General features: G+C 46.6%; 18 protein-coding genes. 5 read left to right on the top strand and 13 right to left on the bottom strand.

Features of this window, described 5'->3' with window-relative positions; genetic code table 11:
* Positions 1 to 58: 58 nt before the first annotated feature.
* The 3 genes from L0M98_RS16965 to L0M98_RS16955 are packed head-to-tail and all read right to left on the bottom strand — an operon-like array spanning position 59 to position 1,648.
* Entirely contained in the window at positions 59 to 766 is a 708-nt protein-coding gene (locus tag L0M98_RS16965) for a hypothetical protein (RefSeq protein ID WP_186974831.1), read from the bottom strand.
* A gap of 18 nt (positions 767 to 784) precedes the next feature.
* Complete coding sequence (locus tag L0M98_RS16960) at positions 785 to 1,399, bottom strand: hypothetical protein (protein WP_186974832.1); 615 nt, start codon at positions 1,397 to 1,399, stop codon at positions 785 to 787.
* 54 nt (positions 1,400 to 1,453) lie between these two features.
* On the bottom strand, positions 1,454 to 1,648 hold the full coding sequence (locus L0M98_RS16955; protein ID WP_186974833.1) for a hypothetical protein: 195 nt from the start codon (positions 1,646 to 1,648) through the stop codon (positions 1,454 to 1,456).
* Positions 1,649 to 2,216: 568 nt separating this feature from the next.
* Between L0M98_RS16955 and L0M98_RS16950 the strand changes: the two genes are divergently transcribed.
* Positions 2,217 to 3,131, top strand: coding sequence for a helix-turn-helix transcriptional regulator (locus L0M98_RS16950; protein ID WP_227217008.1), 915 nt, complete (start codon positions 2,217 to 2,219; stop codon positions 3,129 to 3,131).
* Between the two features lie 145 nt (positions 3,132 to 3,276).
* Here L0M98_RS16950 and L0M98_RS16945 read toward each other — a convergent pair whose 3' ends face one another.
* The gene (locus tag L0M98_RS16945) at positions 3,277 to 4,650 is read right to left on the bottom strand and encodes a dipeptidase (protein ID WP_227217007.1); all 1,374 of its coding nucleotides are present in this window, start codon (positions 4,648 to 4,650) and stop codon (positions 3,277 to 3,279) included.
* 296 nt (positions 4,651 to 4,946) lie between these two features.
* Here L0M98_RS16945 and L0M98_RS16940 point away from each other — a divergent pair, with 296 nt between their 5' ends.
* Positions 4,947 to 5,885: a ribose-phosphate pyrophosphokinase gene (locus tag L0M98_RS16940; RefSeq protein ID WP_099291269.1), complete on the top strand. Its 939-nt coding sequence runs from the start codon at positions 4,947 to 4,949 to the stop codon at positions 5,883 to 5,885.
* Between the two features lie 62 nt (positions 5,886 to 5,947).
* Here L0M98_RS16940 and L0M98_RS16935 read toward each other — a convergent pair whose 3' ends face one another.
* Both L0M98_RS16935 and L0M98_RS16930 read right to left on the bottom strand, forming a co-directional pair.
* Positions 5,948 to 6,553, bottom strand: a complete 606-nt coding sequence (locus L0M98_RS16935; protein WP_186974836.1) for a zeta toxin family protein — start codon at positions 6,551 to 6,553, stop codon at positions 5,948 to 5,950.
* A gap of 2 nt (positions 6,554 to 6,555) precedes the next feature.
* Positions 6,556 to 6,759, bottom strand: a complete 204-nt coding sequence (locus tag L0M98_RS16930; protein ID WP_186974837.1) for a hypothetical protein — start codon at positions 6,757 to 6,759, stop codon at positions 6,556 to 6,558.
* 140 nt (positions 6,760 to 6,899) lie between these two features.
* On the opposite strand from L0M98_RS16930, the gene L0M98_RS16925 reads away from it, so the two are divergent.
* Complete coding sequence (locus tag L0M98_RS16925; protein ID WP_227217006.1) at positions 6,900 to 7,619, top strand: pirin family protein; 720 nt, start codon at positions 6,900 to 6,902, stop codon at positions 7,617 to 7,619.
* Positions 7,620 to 7,781: 162 nt separating this feature from the next.
* On the top strand, positions 7,782 to 8,645 hold the full coding sequence (locus tag L0M98_RS16920) for a VIT1/CCC1 transporter family protein (protein WP_227217005.1): 864 nt from the start codon (positions 7,782 to 7,784) through the stop codon (positions 8,643 to 8,645).
* Here L0M98_RS16920 and L0M98_RS16915 read toward each other — a convergent pair.
* From L0M98_RS16915 to L0M98_RS16885, 7 genes are read right to left on the bottom strand one after another with little or no spacing between them, the layout of a single operon-like run.
* The gene (locus L0M98_RS16915; RefSeq protein WP_227217004.1) at positions 8,609 to 10,078 is read right to left on the bottom strand and encodes a sodium:solute symporter; all 1,470 of its coding nucleotides are present in this window, start codon (positions 10,076 to 10,078) and stop codon (positions 8,609 to 8,611) included. The genes L0M98_RS16920 and L0M98_RS16915 overlap by 37 nt on opposite strands.
* A gap of 51 nt (positions 10,079 to 10,129) precedes the next feature.
* Entirely contained in the window at positions 10,130 to 10,453 is a 324-nt protein-coding gene (locus L0M98_RS16910; RefSeq protein WP_227217003.1) for a DUF2149 domain-containing protein, read from the bottom strand.
* Positions 10,450 to 11,052 (bottom strand): MotA/TolQ/ExbB proton channel family protein, encoded by a 603-nt coding sequence (locus L0M98_RS16905; RefSeq protein WP_186974840.1) that lies wholly within the window; start codon positions 11,050 to 11,052, stop codon positions 10,450 to 10,452. The genes L0M98_RS16910 and L0M98_RS16905 overlap by 4 nt, the downstream gene beginning before the upstream one ends.
* Positions 11,052 to 11,750 (bottom strand): hypothetical protein, encoded by a 699-nt coding sequence (locus L0M98_RS16900; protein WP_227217002.1) that lies wholly within the window; start codon positions 11,748 to 11,750, stop codon positions 11,052 to 11,054. Before L0M98_RS16900 ends, L0M98_RS16905 begins: the two co-directional genes overlap by 1 nt.
* A gap of 2 nt (positions 11,751 to 11,752) precedes the next feature.
* Positions 11,753 to 16,072, bottom strand: a complete 4,320-nt coding sequence (locus L0M98_RS16895) for a cobaltochelatase subunit CobN (protein ID WP_227217001.1) — start codon at positions 16,070 to 16,072, stop codon at positions 11,753 to 11,755.
* Between the two features lie 19 nt (positions 16,073 to 16,091).
* Positions 16,092 to 18,326, bottom strand: coding sequence for a TonB-dependent receptor (locus L0M98_RS16890; protein WP_227217000.1), 2,235 nt, complete (start codon positions 18,324 to 18,326; stop codon positions 16,092 to 16,094).
* Positions 18,327 to 18,362: 36 nt separating this feature from the next.
* Positions 18,363 to 19,391, bottom strand: coding sequence for an HmuY family protein (locus L0M98_RS16885; protein ID WP_227216999.1), 1,029 nt, complete (start codon positions 19,389 to 19,391; stop codon positions 18,363 to 18,365).
* A gap of 498 nt (positions 19,392 to 19,889) precedes the next feature.
* Here L0M98_RS16885 and leuS point away from each other — a divergent pair, with 498 nt between their 5' ends.
* Positions 19,890 to 22,661 (top strand): leucine--tRNA ligase, encoded by a 2,772-nt coding sequence (gene leuS, locus L0M98_RS16880; protein ID WP_227216998.1) that lies wholly within the window; start codon positions 19,890 to 19,892, stop codon positions 22,659 to 22,661.
* Positions 22,662 to 22,688 lie beyond the last annotated feature (27 nt).

Here is a 22,688-nt window from a genome sequence, read left to right as displayed (position 1 = left end):
GTACAAAAACTTCATTTACAAAATAACCATAACTTCGACTGTTCCCATAACGTGATATTCATTTTACCGTCCGTTTTAAGCGCTCGATATATTTTTCCAACGCATCCGGAGCTGTTATTTCTAGTTCTTGCAGCAAACTATCTGTCATCGTGTTCTTCATATCAAGATAATTTTCTTGCAACTCTTCTTTCAATTCTTTTTGACTCTCGAATAACATATCAAATGTCACGAAGGTTTTAATCATACAAACATTCTCTTGTTGTATAGCGAACAGCACTCCATCTTGGGTACTTCCTTCCATGTGATTTTCGGCTATCCCCTCTTTCCACGCAACACCGATATTGCGCATAAAGAAACTTCTTATCAACTCTTTATTCGAGATATTATCGTCTTTCAAAAGACGTTTCCGGTAACGTGAAAACACGTGAGCCGAAAAAATATCCAAACCAGCTTGTCCGTTCACTTCGTCAAAATCCGTATTCAAAATAGCCGCACAAGCACCACCATTATTATAAATACAAACAGCATGATAAAGCAAATGGCCAAAATCATTCCTCCATCGCCTCTCTTTACACTCCAAAAAGACTATATACTGATTACCTCCCTTGGAACGATAATCCAAGGAAGTCATCACGGGAAAGACTGTCCGATGACAAAAAAATCGGACAATCTTTTTCTGTTCCCGAGATAAATAAGCCCCAATCTCTTTGTCTTCTTTTTTTAACTCTTCTAATATCTCCTTACCGGTAAAATATTCTGTAATCATGCTTGCATCATCTTGTTGTTATTTCTTCAATGTTGAACTGCGTATACCATGCATTTTTCTTCTTCCTCTACTTAACTCTAAATTAGCAAAAGGAAGAACAAGATTTTTATCTGGCAAACCTTGCAATGAATCTTTTGATACTTGTTTCCCAAAACACGCTAAAAGTTGTTCTTCTTTCTCTTTCGGGGAAGAACAAGGTATATAATACACCCACAAATCATGCAATATTTTTAATGTTTTAATCCAATGTCCTCCGGCATGAGGCTTTGCATCACCTAATTCTGTCGTATAATATTGACTTACTCGTTTAGCCAATGTATTTTCAGTCTGACCAATATAAAGAATATTCTCATCTGGTAACCCAAAATCAGTAAGTCGTTTCTTTAATTCCTGTATACTCGGACGTTTATTATCCAATTGCAAACAGGAAACTTTATTCAACCAAAAAGCTAATATTTTTTCATCAATCGGAGCTAACGAATAAAGTTTTCTATCTTCTGATGCATCGCAAGAAGTTGAAATGATATAAATTCCTATCTCTTGACAAGTAAATCGTTCACCCCATCTCACTCGTTTCAAATTCGTAGGATTCAATCCTACCTCTTTCAATAAATTGTAAACTGTAATTGCCATACAACATTTTTTAGTTATTTACTATTTGATGAATTCCTTACAAAATATTCTCTACTACTCGAATAAAGATATTATAATCCCTACTAACATTAGAAGGGCTATAATAGAAAATACACATCCCGTTACCCGATTAGCCCTTTCTTCATTCTTTTTTACCATCTCCTCATGAGTCATGGGCTCCGGCTTTTTAGCCGCTGCTGCACCTAATACCAACAACGCTAAACCTACAATACAAATCGCAATAATCATAATCCCGCAATTAACAACAAGATAACTTAATATACTCGCCTTTCTTCTCAAACATAATTTCTGCCGCTGTTATTAGTTTTTTTAGTCTTTCAAGACTTTCTCGATAGCTTCATGTAACTTCATCATTTTTTTCTCATTTTTATTCCTTCCGCCAGTCCCCGATGCGGAAAAATACATACACGAAAAAAGCGTGGGTACTGTATGCTTATCCGGTAAAGTGGCTCTGGTAAACCATTGGTACAAATAAACAACAACCCACGCTTAACCGGTATATATGAAATACATATACGGCAAGCATGAACGTCATTCGTTTGTGTTCCTGTACCTTGAAAATTTACCAGACTTTCTTTACCAAGAATCAAACAAAACGCTTCAATATAAAATATGTCCACCACGTGACATCTCCATGCCCGTGATGCAACAAATTTACAATTTTATCACGAAATAAACAACGTCCGTGGGTTGTTGCAAGAACTTTAATTTATGACAAAGAAAAACGGGAACAGGGACAGAGTATGGCACGCACTCGAAAAAAATATTATCTTTAAACCGTTTTACACGACATATTATGGCAAAAAGCGACTACACCAAGCGATATTTATACATCATCCGCGACGTACAGGAACACCCTTACATCTCCAGTAAAGAATTAATCGAACACGTGTCACGGCAACTCGTTCTACACGACTCGGAAGCCACCTCCTTCTCTACCCGCACCCTGAAACGGGATTTACAAGAAATACGCAACAAACTCGGTTTTGCCATAGAATGGGACAACCGAAGAAAAGGATACTACATCCCCGACAATGACGAGGCAAACGACCCAGAGGGAATCGCCCGCTTCTTGGAGTCTTTCGAGATTCTAAACTCCCTGAACGCAGACAACGGGCTATCCCGCTTTGTTTTCCCGGAACACCATCACCCTTCCGGCACACAACACCTCTACCCCCTCGTTCAAGCGATGAAAGAAAATCGGCTTATCACTTTCAATTACTACAAATTCCGGGAACAATTAATGACCTCCCGCGAAGTAGAACCATACGCCGTGAAAGAATGCAGGGGACGCTGGTACCTAATCGGGAAAGAATCCGGTTCGAACATATTTAAAACATTCAGCTTAAACTACATCACGAACTTAAATATCACCCCACGCACTTTCAAGAGAAATAACGCTATCGACATCAATCGCTCCTTCCGGGATTCTTTCGGGATTATAAACGACGAGAAATTCCCCGTCGAGGACATCACCCTATCGTTTGACGCCCTTGACGGGCAATACATAAAAACGAAACCCTTCCACCACTCGCAACAAATCATAAAAGACACTCCCGACGAGTTCACCATCACCCTTCGCTTGTGCGTCACGAACGATTTTGTCATGGAACTCCTTTCTAGAAGCCGCTCCCTGCGAGTTATTCAACCATTAAATCTCAAGGCAAGAATCAACGAAATCTATCGGCAAGCCTTACTACGCAATTCCTGAAAGCCCCTAGAAATTCACGACCTTTTACCTTGGATTATTGGAATCACCAAACAACCATACATCACAAATACATTAAATATAAGAGACAAAAAATCGCCAAACCCAAGTAACGGATTTGGCGATTTTCTTGTTAAATTAAAGTGCCTTACTTCTTCATAATCTCCCCGAAATACTTGTAGAATAACGGGATAGTCGTGATTCCGTTGTAGAACTGCTCCAACGGGTAGTTCTCGTTCGGCGAGTGGATAGCGTCAGAACCTAAACCGAAGCCCATCAGCATAGACTTGATGCCTAACACTTCCTCGAAAGTGGCGATGATTGGGATACTTCCGCCGGAACGTACCGGAACGGGTTGCTTTCCGTACACTTCCTCGTATGCTTTTTCGGCAGCCGCGTAAGCCGGAAGGTCAATCGGGCACACGTAAGAAGGTCCCCCATGCAGGTATTCCACTTTTACCTTCACGTAATCGGGAGCGATAGACTCGAAATATTCCTTGAATAATTTCGCAATTTTCTCGTGCTTCTGGTTCGGAACCAAGCGGCAACTAATCTTGGCATAAGCTTTTGACGGCAAAACGGTTTTTGCACCTTCTCCGGTGTAACCGCCCCAGATACCGCAAACGTCAAACGTCGGGCGAATACCCGTGCGCTCGTTAGTGGAAAACCCTTCTTCGCCTTTTACTTCTTTGATATCGAGAGATTTCTTGTAATTTTCCAAATTAAACGGAGCCTTTGCCATTTTAGCACGTTCCTCGGCACTTACTTCCAGTACATCGTCGTAAAAACCGGGTATCGTGATATGTCCTTTCTCGTCCTGCATCTCGGCAATCATCTTGCACAGCACGTTGATCGGGTTTGCCACCGCACCACCGAAAATACCGGAATGCAAGTCAGCGTTCGGTCCGGTCACTTCTACCTGCCAGTACGCCAAACCTCTCAACCCGGTCGTGATAGAAGGTACATCGGGAGCAATCATACTCGTGTCGGAAACCAGAATCACGTCAGCTTTCAGCATATCTTTATGCTCTTTGCAGAACTTCGGCAGGTTAGGAGAACCAATCTCTTCCTCTCCCTCGATCATGAATTTCACGTTGCAATTCAACTTGCCGGACTTCACGAGATACTCGAAAGCCTTGGCATGCATGAAAGCCTGTCCCTTGTCATCGTCAGCCCCACGAGCCCAAATCCTACCGTCCTTGATAACGGGTTCGAAAGGCTTCGTGTTCCACAAGTCGATCGGATCAACCGGCATCACGTCCATGTGCCCGTAAACCAACACGGTCGGGAGAGCGGGATCTACGATCTTTTCCCCGTACGCCACGGGATTTCCGTCTGTTTCATACACTTCTGCCCGGTCAGCCCCGGCGGCTAACATGATCTTGGTCCATTGCTCGGCACAACGGTACATATCCGGCTTATGCTCGGACAATGAAGAGATTGAAGGAATCCGGATTAACTCGAACAACTCGTTCAGGAAACGCTCCTTGTTCTCTTCCACGTACTTTTTGATTTCTTCCATTTACTTGAATATATATTGATTAATAAATAATAAACACGCTTTCGCCGTGTAAATATAATATATTCGGGTGAAGGAATCAAACGGTACGCGTAAAAAACGCTGCCGTTTAATTCCTTCACCCGGTTGCAAGTTACAGGTTTACAAGTTATAAGTTCAATACCCAGAACCTGCAACTTGCTAAGTTGTAACTTGTAACTGTTTTGACAAACGTATTTATCGAAACTTTTCAACATTTCAACATGCTATCTAAGATTAATTTTCTATTTTTGCCAAGTGTTTCAACTAATGATTTAGATATGTCAAATTTGCCCGAAATTAAAGTTTTCGCCGGAGAAAACAGTCGATACATTGCGGAAAGCATCGCTAGTTCTCTTGGGCTTGAGCTCGGTAAAAAAACGTTTACAAGATTCAGTGACGGAGAATTCGTCACCTCTTTCGACGAAACGGTGAGAGGGGAACATGTGTTTATCGTTCAATCAACCTTCCCGCCAAGTGATAATCTCATGGAGTTACTCTTGATGATTGACGCGGCTAAAAGAGCGTCAGCCTATAAGGTAATCGCGGTAATTCCCTACTTCGGGTTTGCCCGTCAAGACCGGAAAGACAAGCCGCGTGTTGCCATCGGGGCAAAACTTGTAGCCAATATGCTGCAAGCTGCCGGGGTAGACCGTGTAATGACGATGGACTTGCATGCCGATCAAATCCAAGGATTTTTCGATATTCCGGTAGATCACTTGTACGGTTCCACGATATTGATTCCTTACATCAAATCGTTGGGATTAAAAGATTTCGCCATAGCTTCTCCTGACATCGGTGGTGCCAAGCGAGCTAATTCGTGGGCAAAATACTTCGATTCGGGCTTAATCATTTGCCACAAAACCCGTATCAGAGCCAACGAAGTAGCCGACATGAAAGTAATCGGAGATGTTGAAGGCAAAAACATTATCATCGTGGATGATATGATTGATACTGCGGGAACAATTTGCAAGGCTGCCGATATGCTCGTTGAGGCGGGAGCAGCCAGTGTACGTGCCGTGGCTACTCATGCCGTTCTCTCGGGCAAAGCATACGAGAACATCGAGAATTCAAAACTCACGGAAGTGATCTTCACGGATTCCATTCCGCAAAAACAAGAATGCTCGAAAATCAAGGTATTGCCTATCGCCCCGATGTTTGCAGACACTATCCGCAACATTTACGAGCACAAGTCCATTAGCGACCATTTCCTTATGTAATTTTCGTTACAAAATATCAAATAGAAATGGTGTAAGTTAAAACTTACACCATTTCTATTTGATTATAAATTACAATCATAAATCGGGACTGCCCATTCCGGAAGGATTTCTACGTATTGTTTTGTTAATCGCCCTTTCATCGAGCGAAATAATAATGTAGCTTCTTTATCCTCTATTGAATTATCATAAATATACATTCTATCCACTAATTTAGAAACTAAACAACAATTAGAAATAGATTTCTGATATCTTGAAATAATCTTGGTAATAGGAACATCATGCCCCCCTTCCATTACCCTACCAGCAATTCGTGCAGCATTTATCGTAGGAGACTCTGTACAAACAAAAAAGAAACGAACAAAAAAACCCGCATCAATAGCTCTATAAATATAATTAACCTTGTCTTCAACAGAAAGAACCGTTTCAAAAATAAGGCTCTGTCGTTTTATCAAACAATCCTCTCGTAAATCTTCGCAATATTTCACGGCTTGCATCACCGCCTCTCTAGAATTCCAGTTACCAAATTTTTCTTGAGCAACAATATCTGGGTTTATATAAATCGAATTTTCCATCCATTCATGATGAAGAATTTTTGAAGTAACAGATGTCTTACCAGAGCCATTAGGCCCCGCAATGACAATAAGTACCGGTTTATGAAAATCACTCATTATTAAAAACTCACATTATACTCTTTGCTCCACTCCGCTTGATGTCCACGGATATAATCCCTTATTTCTTGAAAAAACTTTTTATGAGCTTCTTCTGACTTACGCTTAGCTTCTTCTGCTACCTCCTTCATTAAAGTAGCAAGCATTTCATCTGATGGTTCTTCCAAACCCGTCAAACGATAAGAGTTCATTTCTTTTTCTGACATAATCAAACTTTTAGTATGTACAAATATAATCTTTTTAAAAGAGATAACCAACTCTAATCCTCAATCCTCCAAAAAACAACACAAGAAAACCCTTTCCACATTCTCACGTACAACAATCTATACACCAAAAATAAAAGACAATGAAAACAATATTACATAGAGCTGAAAGCCGGGGATTTTTCGACCACGGGTGGTTAAAAACCCACCATACATTCAGTTTCGCGGATTACTACAACCCGCAACGTATTAATTTCGGGGCTTTACGAGTTCTCAACGACGACCGGATTGAAGGCGGCACGGGATTTGACCTGCACCCACACCAGAACATGGAAGTGATTTCCATCCCGTTAAAAGGGGATTTGGAACATCAAGACAGCCTCGGTCACAAAGATACCATTCAAGAGGGTGAAATACAAGTAATGAGTGCCGGAACGGGTATCATGCACAGCGAGTACAACCGGAACGACGACCGTCCCACCGAGTTCTTGCAGATATGGGTATTCCCGAACAAGAAAAACGTTCCGCCCCGATACGAGAACGCCGTTATTTCCGATCTGGTACAACGCAACGAAATCAGTGAAATTGTATCTCCCTACCCCGGGAACGCCAAAGGACTATGGATATATCAACAGGCTTGGTTCTCCATCGGCGATTTGGACAAAAACGTGCTGCAAAGCTACAAGATGAAATCAAAAGACAGCCTTGGCGTCTACATTTTCATCATCGAGGGCGGCATCACGATAAAGGAGCTGGAATTGAAACGCCGTGACGGTGTGGGCGTGTATGACACGGAAGAAGTCGAATTCAAAGCCACAGAAAAATCACGGGTATTATTTATAGAAGTTCCACCATATCAATAACATACAGCACACGTAAAAAAAAACGTATCCCCAAAGATACGTTTTTTTCACTTTAACGCTGTATCAAGTTAACCTCCTCTAAAAAAAGTTCTTTTACAAACCAAAACAAATCTATCCCGTAAGGAAAAACCAGTATTATCATTCTTCAAACAAAGAACACAAATGACACCGGAAGATATAAAACAACCTGTTGCCTTTCAAGTAAATGAAATCACGGAAAGTAAAATTTACAGCCGACTGGCAAACATACAAAAGGACACGCACAACAGCGAAGTATTGAAGGAGTTATCCGCCGAGGAACTCAAACACTACCATATCCTAAAAAAATACACGGGCAAAAGCCCTTCTCCCAAGCTCTGGAAAATCACACTCTACGTGTTAATTGCCCGTTTTTTCGGTCTTACTTTCGGGATAAAGCTCATGGAGAAAGGAGAAGTTCACGCGCAAGACTCCTATCGTAAATGGGCGGACGAGAAAGATTTGCAGACCATGGCAGACGAGGAAGAAGTACACGAGAACAAACTCATCGGACTGCTTGATGAAGAAGGGCTCAATTACATGGGAGCCGTGGTACTGGGACTGAACGACGCTCTGGTTGAGTTCACGGGAGCCTTGGCAGGTTACACTTTCGCCCTGCAAAATCCCAAACTGATAGCCTTGACTGGAAGTATCACGGGTATTGCCGCCGCCCTCTCCATGGCGGCTTCCGAATATCTTTCCTCCCGCGCGGACAATGACGGGAAGAACGCGATAAAAGCGGCAATATACACCGGGATAGCTTATATCATCACGGTAGTCGTGCTCATCATGCCTTTCGTTGTCATGTCGAACCCGTACCGGGCATTGGTCGTGTGCCTTACCGGGGCAATCACGATCATCGCGATATTCAACTATTACTATTCTATCGTGAAAGACGAAAACTTCAGAAAACGCTTTCTCGAAATGGCGGCGATCAGCCTTGGTATAGCGGCAATCAGCTTCGGTATCGGTTACGCTTTAAGAGTCGTCACGGGCATAGACTTATGACGCTTTTCCCGGATAAGCAATAGTCCGAGGCAGCACAGCAACCCGTTGAGCAAAAGAATCTCGAAACCGAACTTGTACCCGAAAAGCAATTCTTCCGAGTAACAATTCACCACGTAAGACAGCACCGGGGAAATCAAGCACACGAGAGGAATATACTTTTCCCGCACTTGGCAGCGGGTAGTCAACCCGAAGGCAAAAAGCCCCAGCAACGGACCGTACGTGTACCCCACCGCTTTAAAAAGAGCCGAAATCACGCTCGAATTATTCAACTCCCGGAAAAGTACCACGACAAAAATCATCAACAAAGAGAAAACGACATGCACCCCCATACGCTTTCTCTTATCCCGCTTATTCCGAGGATCTATTTTCAAAAAATCAATACAGAAAGAGGTTGTCAACGAGGTCAGCGAAGAATCGACAGAAGAATAAGCCGCTGCCGTGATTCCCAACAAAAAGAATATTCCCGCCGCCGTACCGAAATAATTTAACGATAAAAACGGGAATACATCGTCCGACTTCCCCGGCAACACGATCCCCTCCCGTTCTGCATACATGTACAATAAGGCTCCCAGCATAAGAAACAACAAATTCGTCACCAAAAAGAGAAACGAAAACGTGAACATATTCGTCTTACAATCCCGCAGGGAACGGCAAGTCAGATTCTTCTGCATCATATTCTGATCCAACCCGTTCAAACTGACCGTGATCGCTATTCCCGCCAAGAACTGCTTCACCGTGTTCTGCCCCGAACGCCAGTCAAAATCGAACACTCGCGAGAGAGGACTCTCTTTCACCGCCGCCACTGCCGATGAAAAATCGAGATCCAACGCTTTATTCACCACGGCAATCGTCAGACCGACCGACACCAGAATACATATCGTCTGCAAGGCATCCGTCCACACGATCGTTTTTATACCTCCCCGCACGGTATAAATCCACACGAAAGCGATCGTGACAAACACCGTCACGGGAAACGGAATCCCCACCGCATCAAAAAAAGCCAACTGTAACACCCCCACGACCAAGAACAAGCGGAAGGAAGCCCCCACCAACTGCGACACGATAAAGAAAAAAGAACCCGTCAACCGGGCTTTTTCCCCGAATCGGGAACCCAGCCACGAGTAAATGGAAACCAGATTCTGTTTATAATACAAGGGCAGAAGCACAAGGGCAATCACGATATACCCCACGCAATTGCCCGCAACCACTGCCAGATACGTCCAATGCGTATTGCCGACCTCCCCGGGAATGGAAATAAAAGTCACCCCGGAAAGCGTAGTCCCGATCATCCCGAAAGCCACCAGATACCAAGGCGAATTTCGGTTTGCGGTAAAAAACATCTCGCTATTCGCCTTTCTGGTTGTCACGAAGCCAACCAGAATCAACAACAGAAAATAAGACAGCAATATCGCTAAAACTACACTCGTGGACACAGACAATTATTTTAAATTCCACGGCAAATATAGTCACTTTACGCTCCTTTTCTATTCCGGGACATAAATAATTTCACCATTCTCAAGTTCATAGGCAATCCCCACCTTCTTTCCCCGCTTACCCGATTTGTCTTGATTTTCCGAGGGAGTGTAACGATTGATCTTCTCACCTTCCTTGGTAATGATCTCCATATTTTCCTTTCCCGGGTTCTTCACCATGGTGAAATCCTCTGTCGAAAGCATTTCCGTCATATTATAGCGAGTCACCAGCGCAACCATTAACGCCACGGCAAACACCATTGCCACGTCGAAAAGATTGGATACCGCGCTAATCGGATCATTATCCTCCTCCTTCTTCAACAAATTGCGTCTCATTTTCGTTCATTTTTTTCGTTCAACACCTCGACCAAACATTCCAGATTAGTCATATCCTGTAAATACCAACGTTGTTTCACTTGCTGCGTCAGGAAACCGATAGCTCCCGCCACCAGACCGATCACCGTCGTGGCAAAAGCCACCTGCATATTATAAGCCATAGAAGCGATATCACCCGTTGACAACCCTACCAACGCCGGTCCCATGGGAATCAAGGTTCCCATCAACCCGAGAATGGGCCCCAGCTTCGTCAACGTCTTGGAAGTTGCCAAATCCTTATCGGCGGCAATCTCGAAATTCGCCAACAACCGCTGCACTTGGGCTTTGTTCCCCTGTTCCGCCAATATCCGTTTCATAAACATCACCACCAATGAACTACTCTTCTCCGGCAACTTGGAACCGAAATGATCGATATTATCCACATGCAGCGTTTCCATCTGCTCCCGGATCAACTTGTCCGTCTTGCGAATAGAAACATACTGACCGAAGAAACTGCCCACCAGCAAAAGGGAGCGGAAAAACAATAAAATCAACAATACAATAACAGGCACCAACAACCCTGTTGATATCCAAAACATGATATCAGAAATCGCGTTCATTATCTTTTCAATTTAAAAGTTAGTTTTCTTTTTATTACATACACGCTCCACCCCACGACTGCCCCCACCGCGAAAAGTCCGATACAGCCGGACATTGCCGACCAATCGACTCGCGTCGTCCCGTCCACGGCTGTACGCCCGTTCACGGTAGCAATAATCCCCAGAATGGCCGCCAGAGCATTGGTCAGGAAAAACAATTCCAACCGCAATTCCGCCTCCGGCAACAACCACTTGATAAACCAACGTCCCAAGGGAACAACTACCGCGATAAACAAGGCAAACAACCAAGCGATTAATTCAAACGACACACCCGGGAATGTAAATATCGTTTGCGTGAGCCCGAAAAACAATACCGGCAATATCAACACACCCGGGAACCGGTACAACACCCGGTAAGCCCACATCATACGCCGCTTCACGGGAGAGAAATTCGCCACGTGAACCGACAACAGGCAAAAAGCCATTTGCAGGGACAGTTCCAGTGTCAAAATCACCGATGTATCCAGCATCAACTGATTGTCGGACAACCAATCCGCGATCTGCGTCTTCGATTGCTCGATAGCGTAAGGCCATACCAGCAACACGAAAACCGCAGCAATACCGGTAGCGACAAGCGTCGCTACCGGTTTCCAAAAGGTCTGCTTCAACAAAAAATTAAATGCCGTCAATAGAATCAGAATCCAAACTATCGTATCCATGATTACATACTGCTTTTACGTCTTTTCCTCATCAAGACCGCCAAACCGATCAACACCACAATCACCCCTGCCGCTATCCACGGCGTACTCACCCGATTCGTGCGCTTCTGTGTTTCCGAGGCTATCTCGTCTTTCTTCATCACCACCCCTTTGGACCGGTCTGCCGCAACCTCCCTCACCTGCTGAATACTGTTCCGGTACTCTTTCGCCGCTTCGGGAGTCGCTTTGGAAGCGATAAAATCACGCAATTTGGCATTATCACACACAAATCCGGAACATGCCGGTTTATGCTTCTTGATCAAATCCATGTGTAACTCCGACAAATCCGCCAACTGCTGCCCGGTAGCCTTCCACATCCCCTTACGCACGGTTTCCATCATAATGGCAGTGATCTCCTGCAATGCGGCAGGACTCACTTTCTCGAAGAAATCCTGCACCCCGAGGTCAAATTTATCCTTCACGTACACGTTATAAATCTCGTCCCACATCTCGTTGTCAATCACCGAAGGTTTCATCACGTTCCACCCGTAAGTATTACGGATAATTTCAGTAAAACCGAACGCGGAGGTTGCTTCTCCTTTCATTTTTTCTTTAATATACGAGGGATTGAATATCGTCGTTCTGGATTCCACCCCGATCGCCTCCTTCACCTCCTGCATCTTGTTATTATTCCGGTTCCGGTAATCACTCAGGTAAGCATCCGGGTCTTTCCCCGTCACATTACGCACGGCAAGATTCATTCCGCCCATGAACTCGTACACGTGATCAAGACTCAACGCTCCCCACGTGTTACTCTGTCGGGGTTGTACCACCACGTCCGTGCGGGTTAGCGCTGCCTCGAAAGCGAATTGCCTGAATTTCTCCCAATTCTTCTCGCTACCGTAGTAAGCCCCCATGTTATTCAAGTAAGTCGCCGCGATTTCCGATTCACTCTCCCAGCGATCTCCCGCCTCTACCATCCCCGTGATTCCGGTTCCGTAACCGCCATTCGCACCCCCGAACACCCGGAATGTCGAAATCTCACGGGCATCCTTCGGGGAAATCCCCTTATCAATCAATGTCCTCTCCGCTTCCAGCACTCCGGCAGCCACTTGATTCTCGTATTTATCATCTTTGGCAGCCGCTGCCATTTCCACGGCTCTATTCACGAGGAAAAGACGGGAAGCCGCAATATCCCGCAACTGCCCGGAAGTCTGTACCACCACGTCTACCCGGGGACGTCCCAACTCGGCAGAAGGAATCAGCTTCAAATCGCTCACCCGCCCGAAAGCATCCCGCACGGGCTCCACGCCGAGCATATACAACACTTGGGCTATCGTGGCTCCTCCCGTTTCGATAAACTCGCCGGACCAAAGCGTGTAGCTCACCTTCTTCGGGAACTCCCCGTCATGCCGTTTCCGGTACATCTCGATAGTACTCTTTGCCAACTGCATCCCTTTCTCCCAAGCGGACTCCGTGGGAGTTTCCTCCGCGTTAATGGCAAAAAGATTGCACCCCGTCGGCAAGGTGTTCGGGTTCACGATAGGATCTCCGCCGGGCGAAGGAGCCGTGTACCCACCATTCAAAGCGTTCATCAACGACTGCAATTCGACTGCCGGACTTTCTGCCAAAGCCCTTTTGTAATTATTCACGTTCTTCAACGTCTTCTCCACCTCCATGATGGCAAGAGCCTTGTTCACCTCCTCTTTCGAGTACTCTTTCGCTTTCTTGCCCATCATCGCTTTCATCATGGCACTCATATCGGGCTTATCCTCTCCCGGCTTCGACATAGAGGCTTTCACCTTCTCTATCGCTTCCTTGGGCATACCCATTTTTTCCGCCATCTTCATCATTTCCCCGGGAGTCTTGCCCTTGCCCGTCTGTTTCATCATCTCCTTCATCATCCCGGACATCCCCTCTTCCTTCTTTTCATCTTTCACGGTCGGTTGCTTTGCCGTCGCCGCCATCACCATCGCCATCATCCCCTTGGGCGCATTCCGGTCCGCATCAATCTCCCGGGCTTGAGCCAACTCCCCGCTCGTGATTCCTGCCACCCGGCAAATAAACTCGTCGTTCACGTTCTCTCTCCCGTTCAACAACCTCCCGACCAACTTCTTCGCCGGCTCCAGATAACGTTCGGTAAAAATAGCCTTCCGCTTCAATACCCCGGCCTCCGCCTTTCCCCGCAACTTATCCAACGCGTATAACCCGTAAGCAATCGGGTCGGTCGCCATAGAATAAACGGAAGACTCTATCCGGGCAGCCTCGTAAGGCACTCCCATAGAGTACAACTGTCCGGTCACCTTCTCCGCCGCCAGTTCATCCGCAAAGTTTTCAATCTTCAAAACCTCTTCCTCGGTATAGGGAACCGTCAACACGCTATCCAACCCCAACTCCCGGTGCATGCCCAAGGAAACCGCCAACTCTTTCACCGCCAAGGAAGCCTGCTCCACGTCCTTCGCGTTGGCGATACCCTTCTCCGGGTACAATTTCTGGTTGTATATCTTTATCTTTTCCGTCAGACTCCGGTAAATACCCCACACGTTACTCTCCATAAACGGGGGAGTCAGATAGGATTGCAACACCCCGTATCCCCGACGTTTAGCAATCATCCCCTCGCCCACGTCGCCAATGGAATAAATATACAAGTGAGGCACACTGCCCACGAGTCTGTCCGGCCAATCCAAATCGCACAGGGCTGCCTGCTTCTTGGGCGTAAACTCCAGACTGCCATGCGTCCCGAAATGTATCATGGCATCCGCCTTGAACCCGTATTGCATCCACAAGTAAGCCGCAATATAAGAATGAGGGGGAGCCGCATCCGTCCCATGCACGATCTGGAAAGCGTTATCCCCGCCCCCGGCAGCGGGTTGCGGCATTATCACCACGTTCCCGAACTGTATCCGGGATATTCCCAGTATCCCGTCAGCGGGACTCATGTATTCCCCGGGAAATTCCCCGAAAGCGGCAACCACCTCGGCATATTTCTCCGGGCGCAGGGCTTGTTTCACCCAACTCTCGTACTCCTCCCTCGAAATCAACAAAGGGTGACTCTCTTTCAAGAAACGATCTACCACGCCGTCGGCATAAGTCCCGAACACGGCACCTTCCGCCATGATCATTTTCTCCAGTTCCTTGTGATTTGCCGGAAGGCCGTCCACCCGGTAGCCCTCCTCTCTCATCTTCTTCAAAAGATTGTACAACGAGGGAACCACTTCCATTCCCGCCGCGCTCATGGCACTCTGTCCCGGTCCTTTATAGTAATAAATCACCACCCGTTTCTCGCTATTCGGCTTATCCCTCAAGGCAAGCGTTTTCTGTATATTCTCCACGTATGTTCTCAAACGGGAAGGCTCCGCGTAGGAATGGCGTAATCCCTCCTTGTCCTTATACTGGGCGAACAAAGCCGACGTGCGGATAGCCCCGTCTATTTCGGGCGTAACAATACTCTGGGACATAAACCCGCCGGACATTCCCATGGGATCGCGTTCCCATTCCTCCACCAGATTATTCACCGTCAGCGGCGCGAACAACAGAATATTACGTTCTTTCAAATAACGCACCATGTCATCGCCCAAACGGCCGTGCGCCATATTAATTATCGCGTCCGGGGCAATCTCCCAGATAAAATCAAGCAAACGCCGCAACGACAACACCGGGTAAACATTATACCCGACCCGTTCCAGCGTGTCGATTAACCCCGTGGCATCGGCCATCTGTCCCGTCACCACGATTTTTTTCGCCCCATCCCTGTATAATTTCTTATCTTTCAAATATTTCTCGTACTCCCCGACAGACAGAAAGTCCAGTTCCTCCCCCGGCTTGTCCAAATCCGCATGGTACAGGATATCCGATGCCCGCTCGATCGGCTCCCCCGGTTCCTCGACAGCAATCATCACCTTCCTGTCAATATTCTTCCGCACGTAATTCAGCAAATTCTTGTAATTCCGCCTGCCCCCGCTACCGAGATAAGCCCGCAAGGCAGCCTGATCGACCGAATCTATCGTGCATATATTATTCGCCGGGTTCGTCGCCATCGTCGTGAACACCGGTACACCCTTGTCCGCCGCGTTTTGTATCTGCTGCCGCTGTTCTTCCACGACACGCAACCCCATCCCGTTCACGAACACCATATCGAAGCCGGACAAACGCCCCAACTCCTCGACGGGAACCTCCTGCAATTGAATAAATGAATTGTCATTCGCCTTCGCGATACTCCCCATCGTCATCGTCTGGAAATTCACGAAAGCAATCCTCGTGGTCCCGAACCATACACGATACCCCCACACTCCCAACAAGATCACGACCAAAAGACATCCCCATTTAAGCCATTTCTTTTTCATCCGTTTTCTTTTTATCTGATTATAATTTAAACAAATCCGCCAAATTCACGGACAACGTCCCGAGCACCCCTATTCCTCGTTGCGGGGTAACCGATTGATCGGCAGTCACGTTTTTATCCTTGAAATTAAACAGGTTATCCAGTCCCGCCGTAAAACGGAACCCTCGCGGGAAACGCCCGCTAAGATTCAACGCGCAAAACGTCCGGCTGTCATATTCATTCTGCACGTAACCGCCCGCGCTATTCTTGTACCACGTTTCCACCGAGGACATCCAACGCCCGTTCAGTGCCACCGACAGCGTCACCTTCCCGAACGTCTTGGAATAATTCGCCGTGAACGTCACGCTATGCGGACGATCACTCGCCATATTATACCCGTCAACCTCGGAATGTGCGTCAATATAGGCGTACGCACCGCGCAACGTCAACCCGTTCCTGAAACGGAATTGCGCCATCACATCCACCCCCGTCCTTGTCGCGTTATCCGCGTTATAATATTGCTGGTTCTTCCCGTCCGAAGACAACCCCAAACCGATCTCGTCGAAATACCTCGTGTAGTACCCGGATACCGAACCGTTAAAAATCCCCCTCGTCACCTCCGCCGACAACGTCCCTTGGTGACTGATCTCCGGTTCCAAATCCTCGTTACCGTAAATCATAAAGAAACCTTGTCCGCCCATATCATACTCGCTGTGCAACTCTTTCAACGAAGGTATACGGAATCCCATCCCGTAACCGCCACGCAAAGCCAACACCCCGTACCTGTACATCAACGATATTTTCGGACTCGCGTGGAAACCGTATTCCGAATGGCAATCCGACCGCACACCCGCCAGAATACTAAACGAATCACTCACTTTCCAATCCTCCTGCAAATACAACACGTAAGTCTGCGCGTCAAACTTTTTTCCCGACCCGTTATCAAACCAGTAATGCTGCAACCGCTGCGTGTTCATCTCGATCCCCGCGGTCAGCGTGTGTCTGTCATGGAGATATCCCGTGTAATTCAATCGCATGTTATGGGTCATATCCCCAAGCCTCTTTTCCGCGGGAGATTTTTTATACTCTATTTTCTTCTCGTAATTCTCGAACACGTACGACAAATCCAGAATATGCCTATCATTTATCGCGTAAAACATCTTCGGGTTGAGCTTGTAAGTCGAAAACACATCCTGTTCCTTTTCCTGTATATATTCCAGAATATGATTGTTATAATACGTTCCGTCCAACGATACACGGAAGCGATCGTTAAACGTGAAACTCAATTTCTGGTTCACTTGCCAAATCTCGAACCCCTTAACGCTCGTCATCCCTTTGGTCGAAGTATCCGCGACGACCGAATCCCGGTCATACATATCCTTGTAGTGCGTGTATTGAATTTGCCCGACCTCGTCTTTCAGCGCGTAAGCATCCCGCGTGCGATAAGAAAGCGACGTCAACGCGGAGAATCGCCCTTGCTTCGTACCCAATGACAGCGAATACTTACTCTCGTCGTTATTACCGTAACGGACGGAAGCGTTTCCCGTGAAGGGACGATCGGCATCCTTCGTGATAATATTCACCACGCCCCCCATCGCCTGCGAACCGTACAACGTCGACATAGGTCCTTTCACCACCTCTATCCGCTCGATATTATCAACATCAATCAAACTATAATCTATATTATTACTGGAACCTTCCCCCGATACGCGTTCCCCGTCAATCAAGAACAACACGTATCCCCCCGCCGAGCCTTGGAATTTCAATTCCGGCAAACCCGAACCGTGAGCCAACCCGAACTGCAATCCCGGCATCTCGTACTCCAACAGACTCTGCAAATCCAAAGGATTGATTTGTGCTATATCCTCTCGTGAGATGACACGTGTCAGCACGGGTACATCCTTCAACGGTTTCATCGTGCGGGTTCCCGTGATCACCACCTCGTTCAGCGCATTATCACTCGGAGCCAGCGCAAAGTGAAACAAACTATCCAGACCGGGAACTACTTCCCGTTCCTTCGGGGCATAACCCGTGAAACTAACTCTTAACACACATTTCTCCCTCGACGTCAGTTTTACCGTGAACTCCCCCTTCGCATTCGTTCCCGCACCAACAACAGTCCCTTTCACCCACACGGAAGCCCCTGCCAGCGGTTCCCCTTTCTCGTCCACGACTACTCCTTTTACCTTAAAAGAGGGAGCCTCATTCTCGTGTTCATCCGCCATTAAACACGGGGACAAAAATATCAAAAACAATATCAACAATCCGTTTCTCATCTGCTTCTCCATTGAACCAAGCACGGCTTCCGCACGTTACTTTAGAGGATATTCGTAATCAAATGCGGCATATACCTTCTCGTTCTTATCATTGGAATAATCCGTGAATCTTATTTTAGCATACTCCCCGGCTGCCGTTTTCAACACGAATACATTCTTATTAATCTCGTAAGTATAAGGCGGCATCGAACCTGTCGGGGTTGCCGTCACCCAACCACACAATACTTCATTCAATTTCGTGGACTGATACCCCACGAAACCTTCCATCATGTTCGTCATATCCACCATTACTTGGTGATCGTCCGTGTCAGCCGTGAAATTCTCCCCGGTTACGGAAGACAAGGTTACCGCATCAAGGTCGAACGTGTTCAATTTCACCGCACCCCCGCCGTTCGTCTTGACATCATACTTGTGGAAAGCAATATCCCAGTCAAAAGAGGTTTCGTCCCCGTTCAACATATAGACCTTGTTATCCCTCTCTTTCACAGTATAAGTCCCAGTGATCGCCATAGGCATAGCGCTCGGCTTAAAAGTCACCTTTATACTTGCCGCACTTCCGGCTGCCGCACCTATTCTTCCGCTGAAAGTTACTTCCTTGTACACCGTGGTTGTTTCTCCGTTGACTACATCGACACTTGTCGGTACTCCCGTCAACACCCACTCTTCCCCGTCCCGCGCTATTGCCGCTTTCGCCGATAAAGAATAAGGCTCCACATCACCACTCATGCTGAGCGTCAAACTATCCAAAGAAAGCAATACCGAATCCTCGGCAATTGTAGAAATAATCAACTTCACGCCCTCTTGATTCCCGTAAGAACTCCCCATAACGGAGATATCTAAATCACCCTTGTATATCCCGATGATACCACCTTCTTGGGATTTCACGCTAAGCGTCTTCACGGTACCCGTCTTAAAATCGAAATACGTCCACGCGTCATAATCGGCGGCAGCAACCACGGTGGATTCACCATCCCAACCACTACCGTTATCGTCATCAGAACAAGCTGTAAAACAGGCAACACACAACATCAGCCCCCACGCGATAAACTGATTCATCTTTTTCATTATATAAAAATTTTAATTTAACAGACTATTTATCGCCACAAAAGTATATCCCCGAACATCCCTTCACAATCCCCAAAAATGAGGAAAAACAGACTCCATTTCATCTATATTAGGGATTCTTCCTTAAATTTCACCACGGTACAAATAAGATATCACGTCAGTCACTAAACATCTGGATTACAATAATAAAATCCATATGAATTCCATATGAATTCCGTATCACTTCCGTGTAAAACGCTATTAGTTCCCTATTAAAACGCTATTAAAACCCTATACTATAATAGCGTTTTAATAGCTTACTAAAAGCTTAGTAAAAACTTTATAAGCGGAAGTAAACCGGAAATCATACGGAATTCATACCGGATTTATATAGGAAAAGAGTACATCCTCTTACAATATTAGGTAATCACCCCTATGACATAAAATAATAAAAGAGTTTCCGACTTCTGTATTTTTATTACCTTTGTCATTCATTACGAGAACTAAAAAAAGAATAACATGGAATACAATTTCAAGGAAGTCGAGAAAAAGTGGCAAAGCTACTGGCAAGAGAACAAAACTTACCGGGTTGAAATGGATCCTTCCAAACCCAAATATTACGTGCTGGACATGTTCCCTTATCCCTCCGGGGCAGGGCTACACGTCGGACACCCGCTAGGCTACATCGCTTCCGATATCTATTCCCGTTACAAGCATTTGAAAGGTTTTAACGTGTTGCATCCCATGGGGTATGATGCCTACGGACTGCCGGCAGAGCAATACGCAATCCAGACAGGGCAACACCCGGCTATCACGACGGAGAAAAATATCAACCGCTACCGGGAACAAATGGACAAGATCGGCTTCTCGTACGATTGGGACAGAGAAATCCGTACCTGCGACCCGGGATATTACAAATGGACACAATGGACTTTCATCCGGATGTTCAACAGCTATTTCTGTTACGACGAGCAAAAAGCCATGCCGATCAGCGATCTGGTAAAAGCTTTTGAAACGGTGGGTACGGAAGGACTGAACGCAGCATGCGGCGAAGAACTGCATTTCACTGCCGAAGAATGGAAAGCCAAATCGGAGAAGGAGAAACAAGAGATATTATTGAATTACCGCATCGCTTACCTTGCCAACACGATGGTGAACTGGTGCCCGGAACTGGGAACCGTGCTTGCCAACGACGAGGTGAAAGACGGGCTGTCCGAACGAGGCGGTTATCCCGTGGTACAAAAGAAAATGCGCCAATGGTCGCTCCGCGTATCTGCCTATGCCCAACGGTTACTGGACGGGTTGGATAAAGTGGAATGGTCGGATTCGCTGAAGGATATTCAACGCAACTGGATAGGTCGCTCGCAAGGTGCCGACGTGATTTTCGACGTGAAAGATTCGGACGTGAAACTGGAAATCTTCACCACCCGCCCGGACACGATATTCGGGGTGTCATTCATGGTGCTGGCTCCCGAATCGGATTACGTGAAACAGCTGACCACCCCGGAACAGGCGGACGCCGTTGCCGAGTACTTGGACTACGTGTCGAAACGCACGGAACGGGAGCGCCAGACGGAAGTGAAAAAAGTGACCGGAGTATTTACCGGTTCATACGCCATTAACCCGTTCACGAACGAGGCGATACCCGTGTGGATCAGCGAATACGTGCTATCCGGCTACGGAACCGGAGCAATCATGGCAGTACCGGGACACGACAGCCGCGACTACGCTTTCGCGCGTCATTTCAATCTCCCGATCGTTCCCGTGATTGACGACGGGGAAGGACACGATATGTCCGAAGGATCATACGACACGAAAGTCGGCAAGATGATTAACAGCGGTATCATCAACGGCATGGAAGTAAAAGATGCCATCGCGTATATCTCGCAAGAAGTCGAGAAAAGAGGAATCGGTAAAAGCAAGATCAATTACCGCCTGCGGGATGCCATTTTTAGTCGTCAACGATACTGGGGCGAACCGTTCCCGGTGTATTACAAAGACGGGATGCCATATATGCTCGACGAGTCAAAATTGCCGCTGGAGTTGCCGGAGGTAGATAAATACTTGCCGACAGAAACAGGAGAACCACCTCTAGGTCGTGTACAAGACTGGAAAACGGAAGAGGGTTATCCTCTGGAATTAAACACGATGCCCGGCTTCGCGGGTTCCTCGGCGTATTTTTTACGCTACATGGACCCGCACAATGACAAGGCTCTGGTAGATAAGGACGTCTGCAATTACTGGAAAAACGTGGATCTTTACTTGGGCGGGACAGAACACGCCACGGGACATTTGATTTATTCCCGTTTCTGGAACATGTTCTTGCATGATATCGGTGTTGCCACCGAAGAAGAGCCTTTCAAGAAACTAATCAACCAAGGTATGATTCAAGGACGTTCGAATTTCGTGTACCGGATACAAGGCACGAATACGTTTGTTTCCCTCGGGTTGAAGGATCAGCATAAGACCACGGAGTTACACGTGGACGTGAATATCGTGAAGAATGACGTGTTAGACGTGGATGCGTTCCGTGCATGGCGACCGGAATTCGCCAATGCCGAGTTTATCCTCGAAAACGGGAAATACATCTGTGGCTGGGCTATCGAGAAGATGTCCAAGTCCATGTTCAACGTGGTGAACCCCGACACGATTATCGAAGAATACGGGGCTGACACGTTGCGCCTGTACGAAATGTTCCTCGGACCGCTGGAATTCAGCAAACCGTGGGACACGCAAGGTATCGACGGGGTGTACAAATTCCTGCGTAAATTCTGGCGCCTGTTCCAAAACGGCGAAGAATTCAGCGTGAGCGACGAGATGCCGACCAAAGAAGAATTGAAAGTACTGCATAAAACGATCAAGAAGGTGGAATACGATATCGAGAACTTCTCGTTCAACACGTCCATTCCCGCTTTCATGATCTGCACGAACGAACTGACAGCCCTGAAATGCAATAAACGGGCTATCCTCGAACCCCTCGTGATTACCCTCGCTCCTTTTGCCCCACACATGGCGGAAGAACTGTGGAGCCTGCTAGGCCACACGAGAAGCATCACGAAAGAAGCCTTCCCGAAATGGGAAGAAAAATACCTCGTGGAAGACGAGTTCGAATACCCGGTTTCCTTCAACGGCAAGGTACGTTTCAAACTCGCCATGCCCGCAACGGCAACCAACGCAGAGATTGAAACAGCCGTAAAAGCCACTCCGGACTTCGCAAAATGGATGGACGGGAAGGAAATCAAGAAAATGATTATCGTACCGAAAAAAATCGTGAACGTGGTGATAGGGTAAAAAGCAATCGTACGATTGAATTGTATT

It is taken from the genome of Butyricimonas sp. DFI.6.44, assembly GCF_022132345.1.
Lineage (GTDB): Bacteria > Bacteroidota > Bacteroidia > Bacteroidales > Marinifilaceae > Butyricimonas > Butyricimonas muris.
The sequence above is the reverse complement of the archived record's forward strand: the minus strand, read 5'-3'. Positions and strand labels throughout refer to the sequence as shown.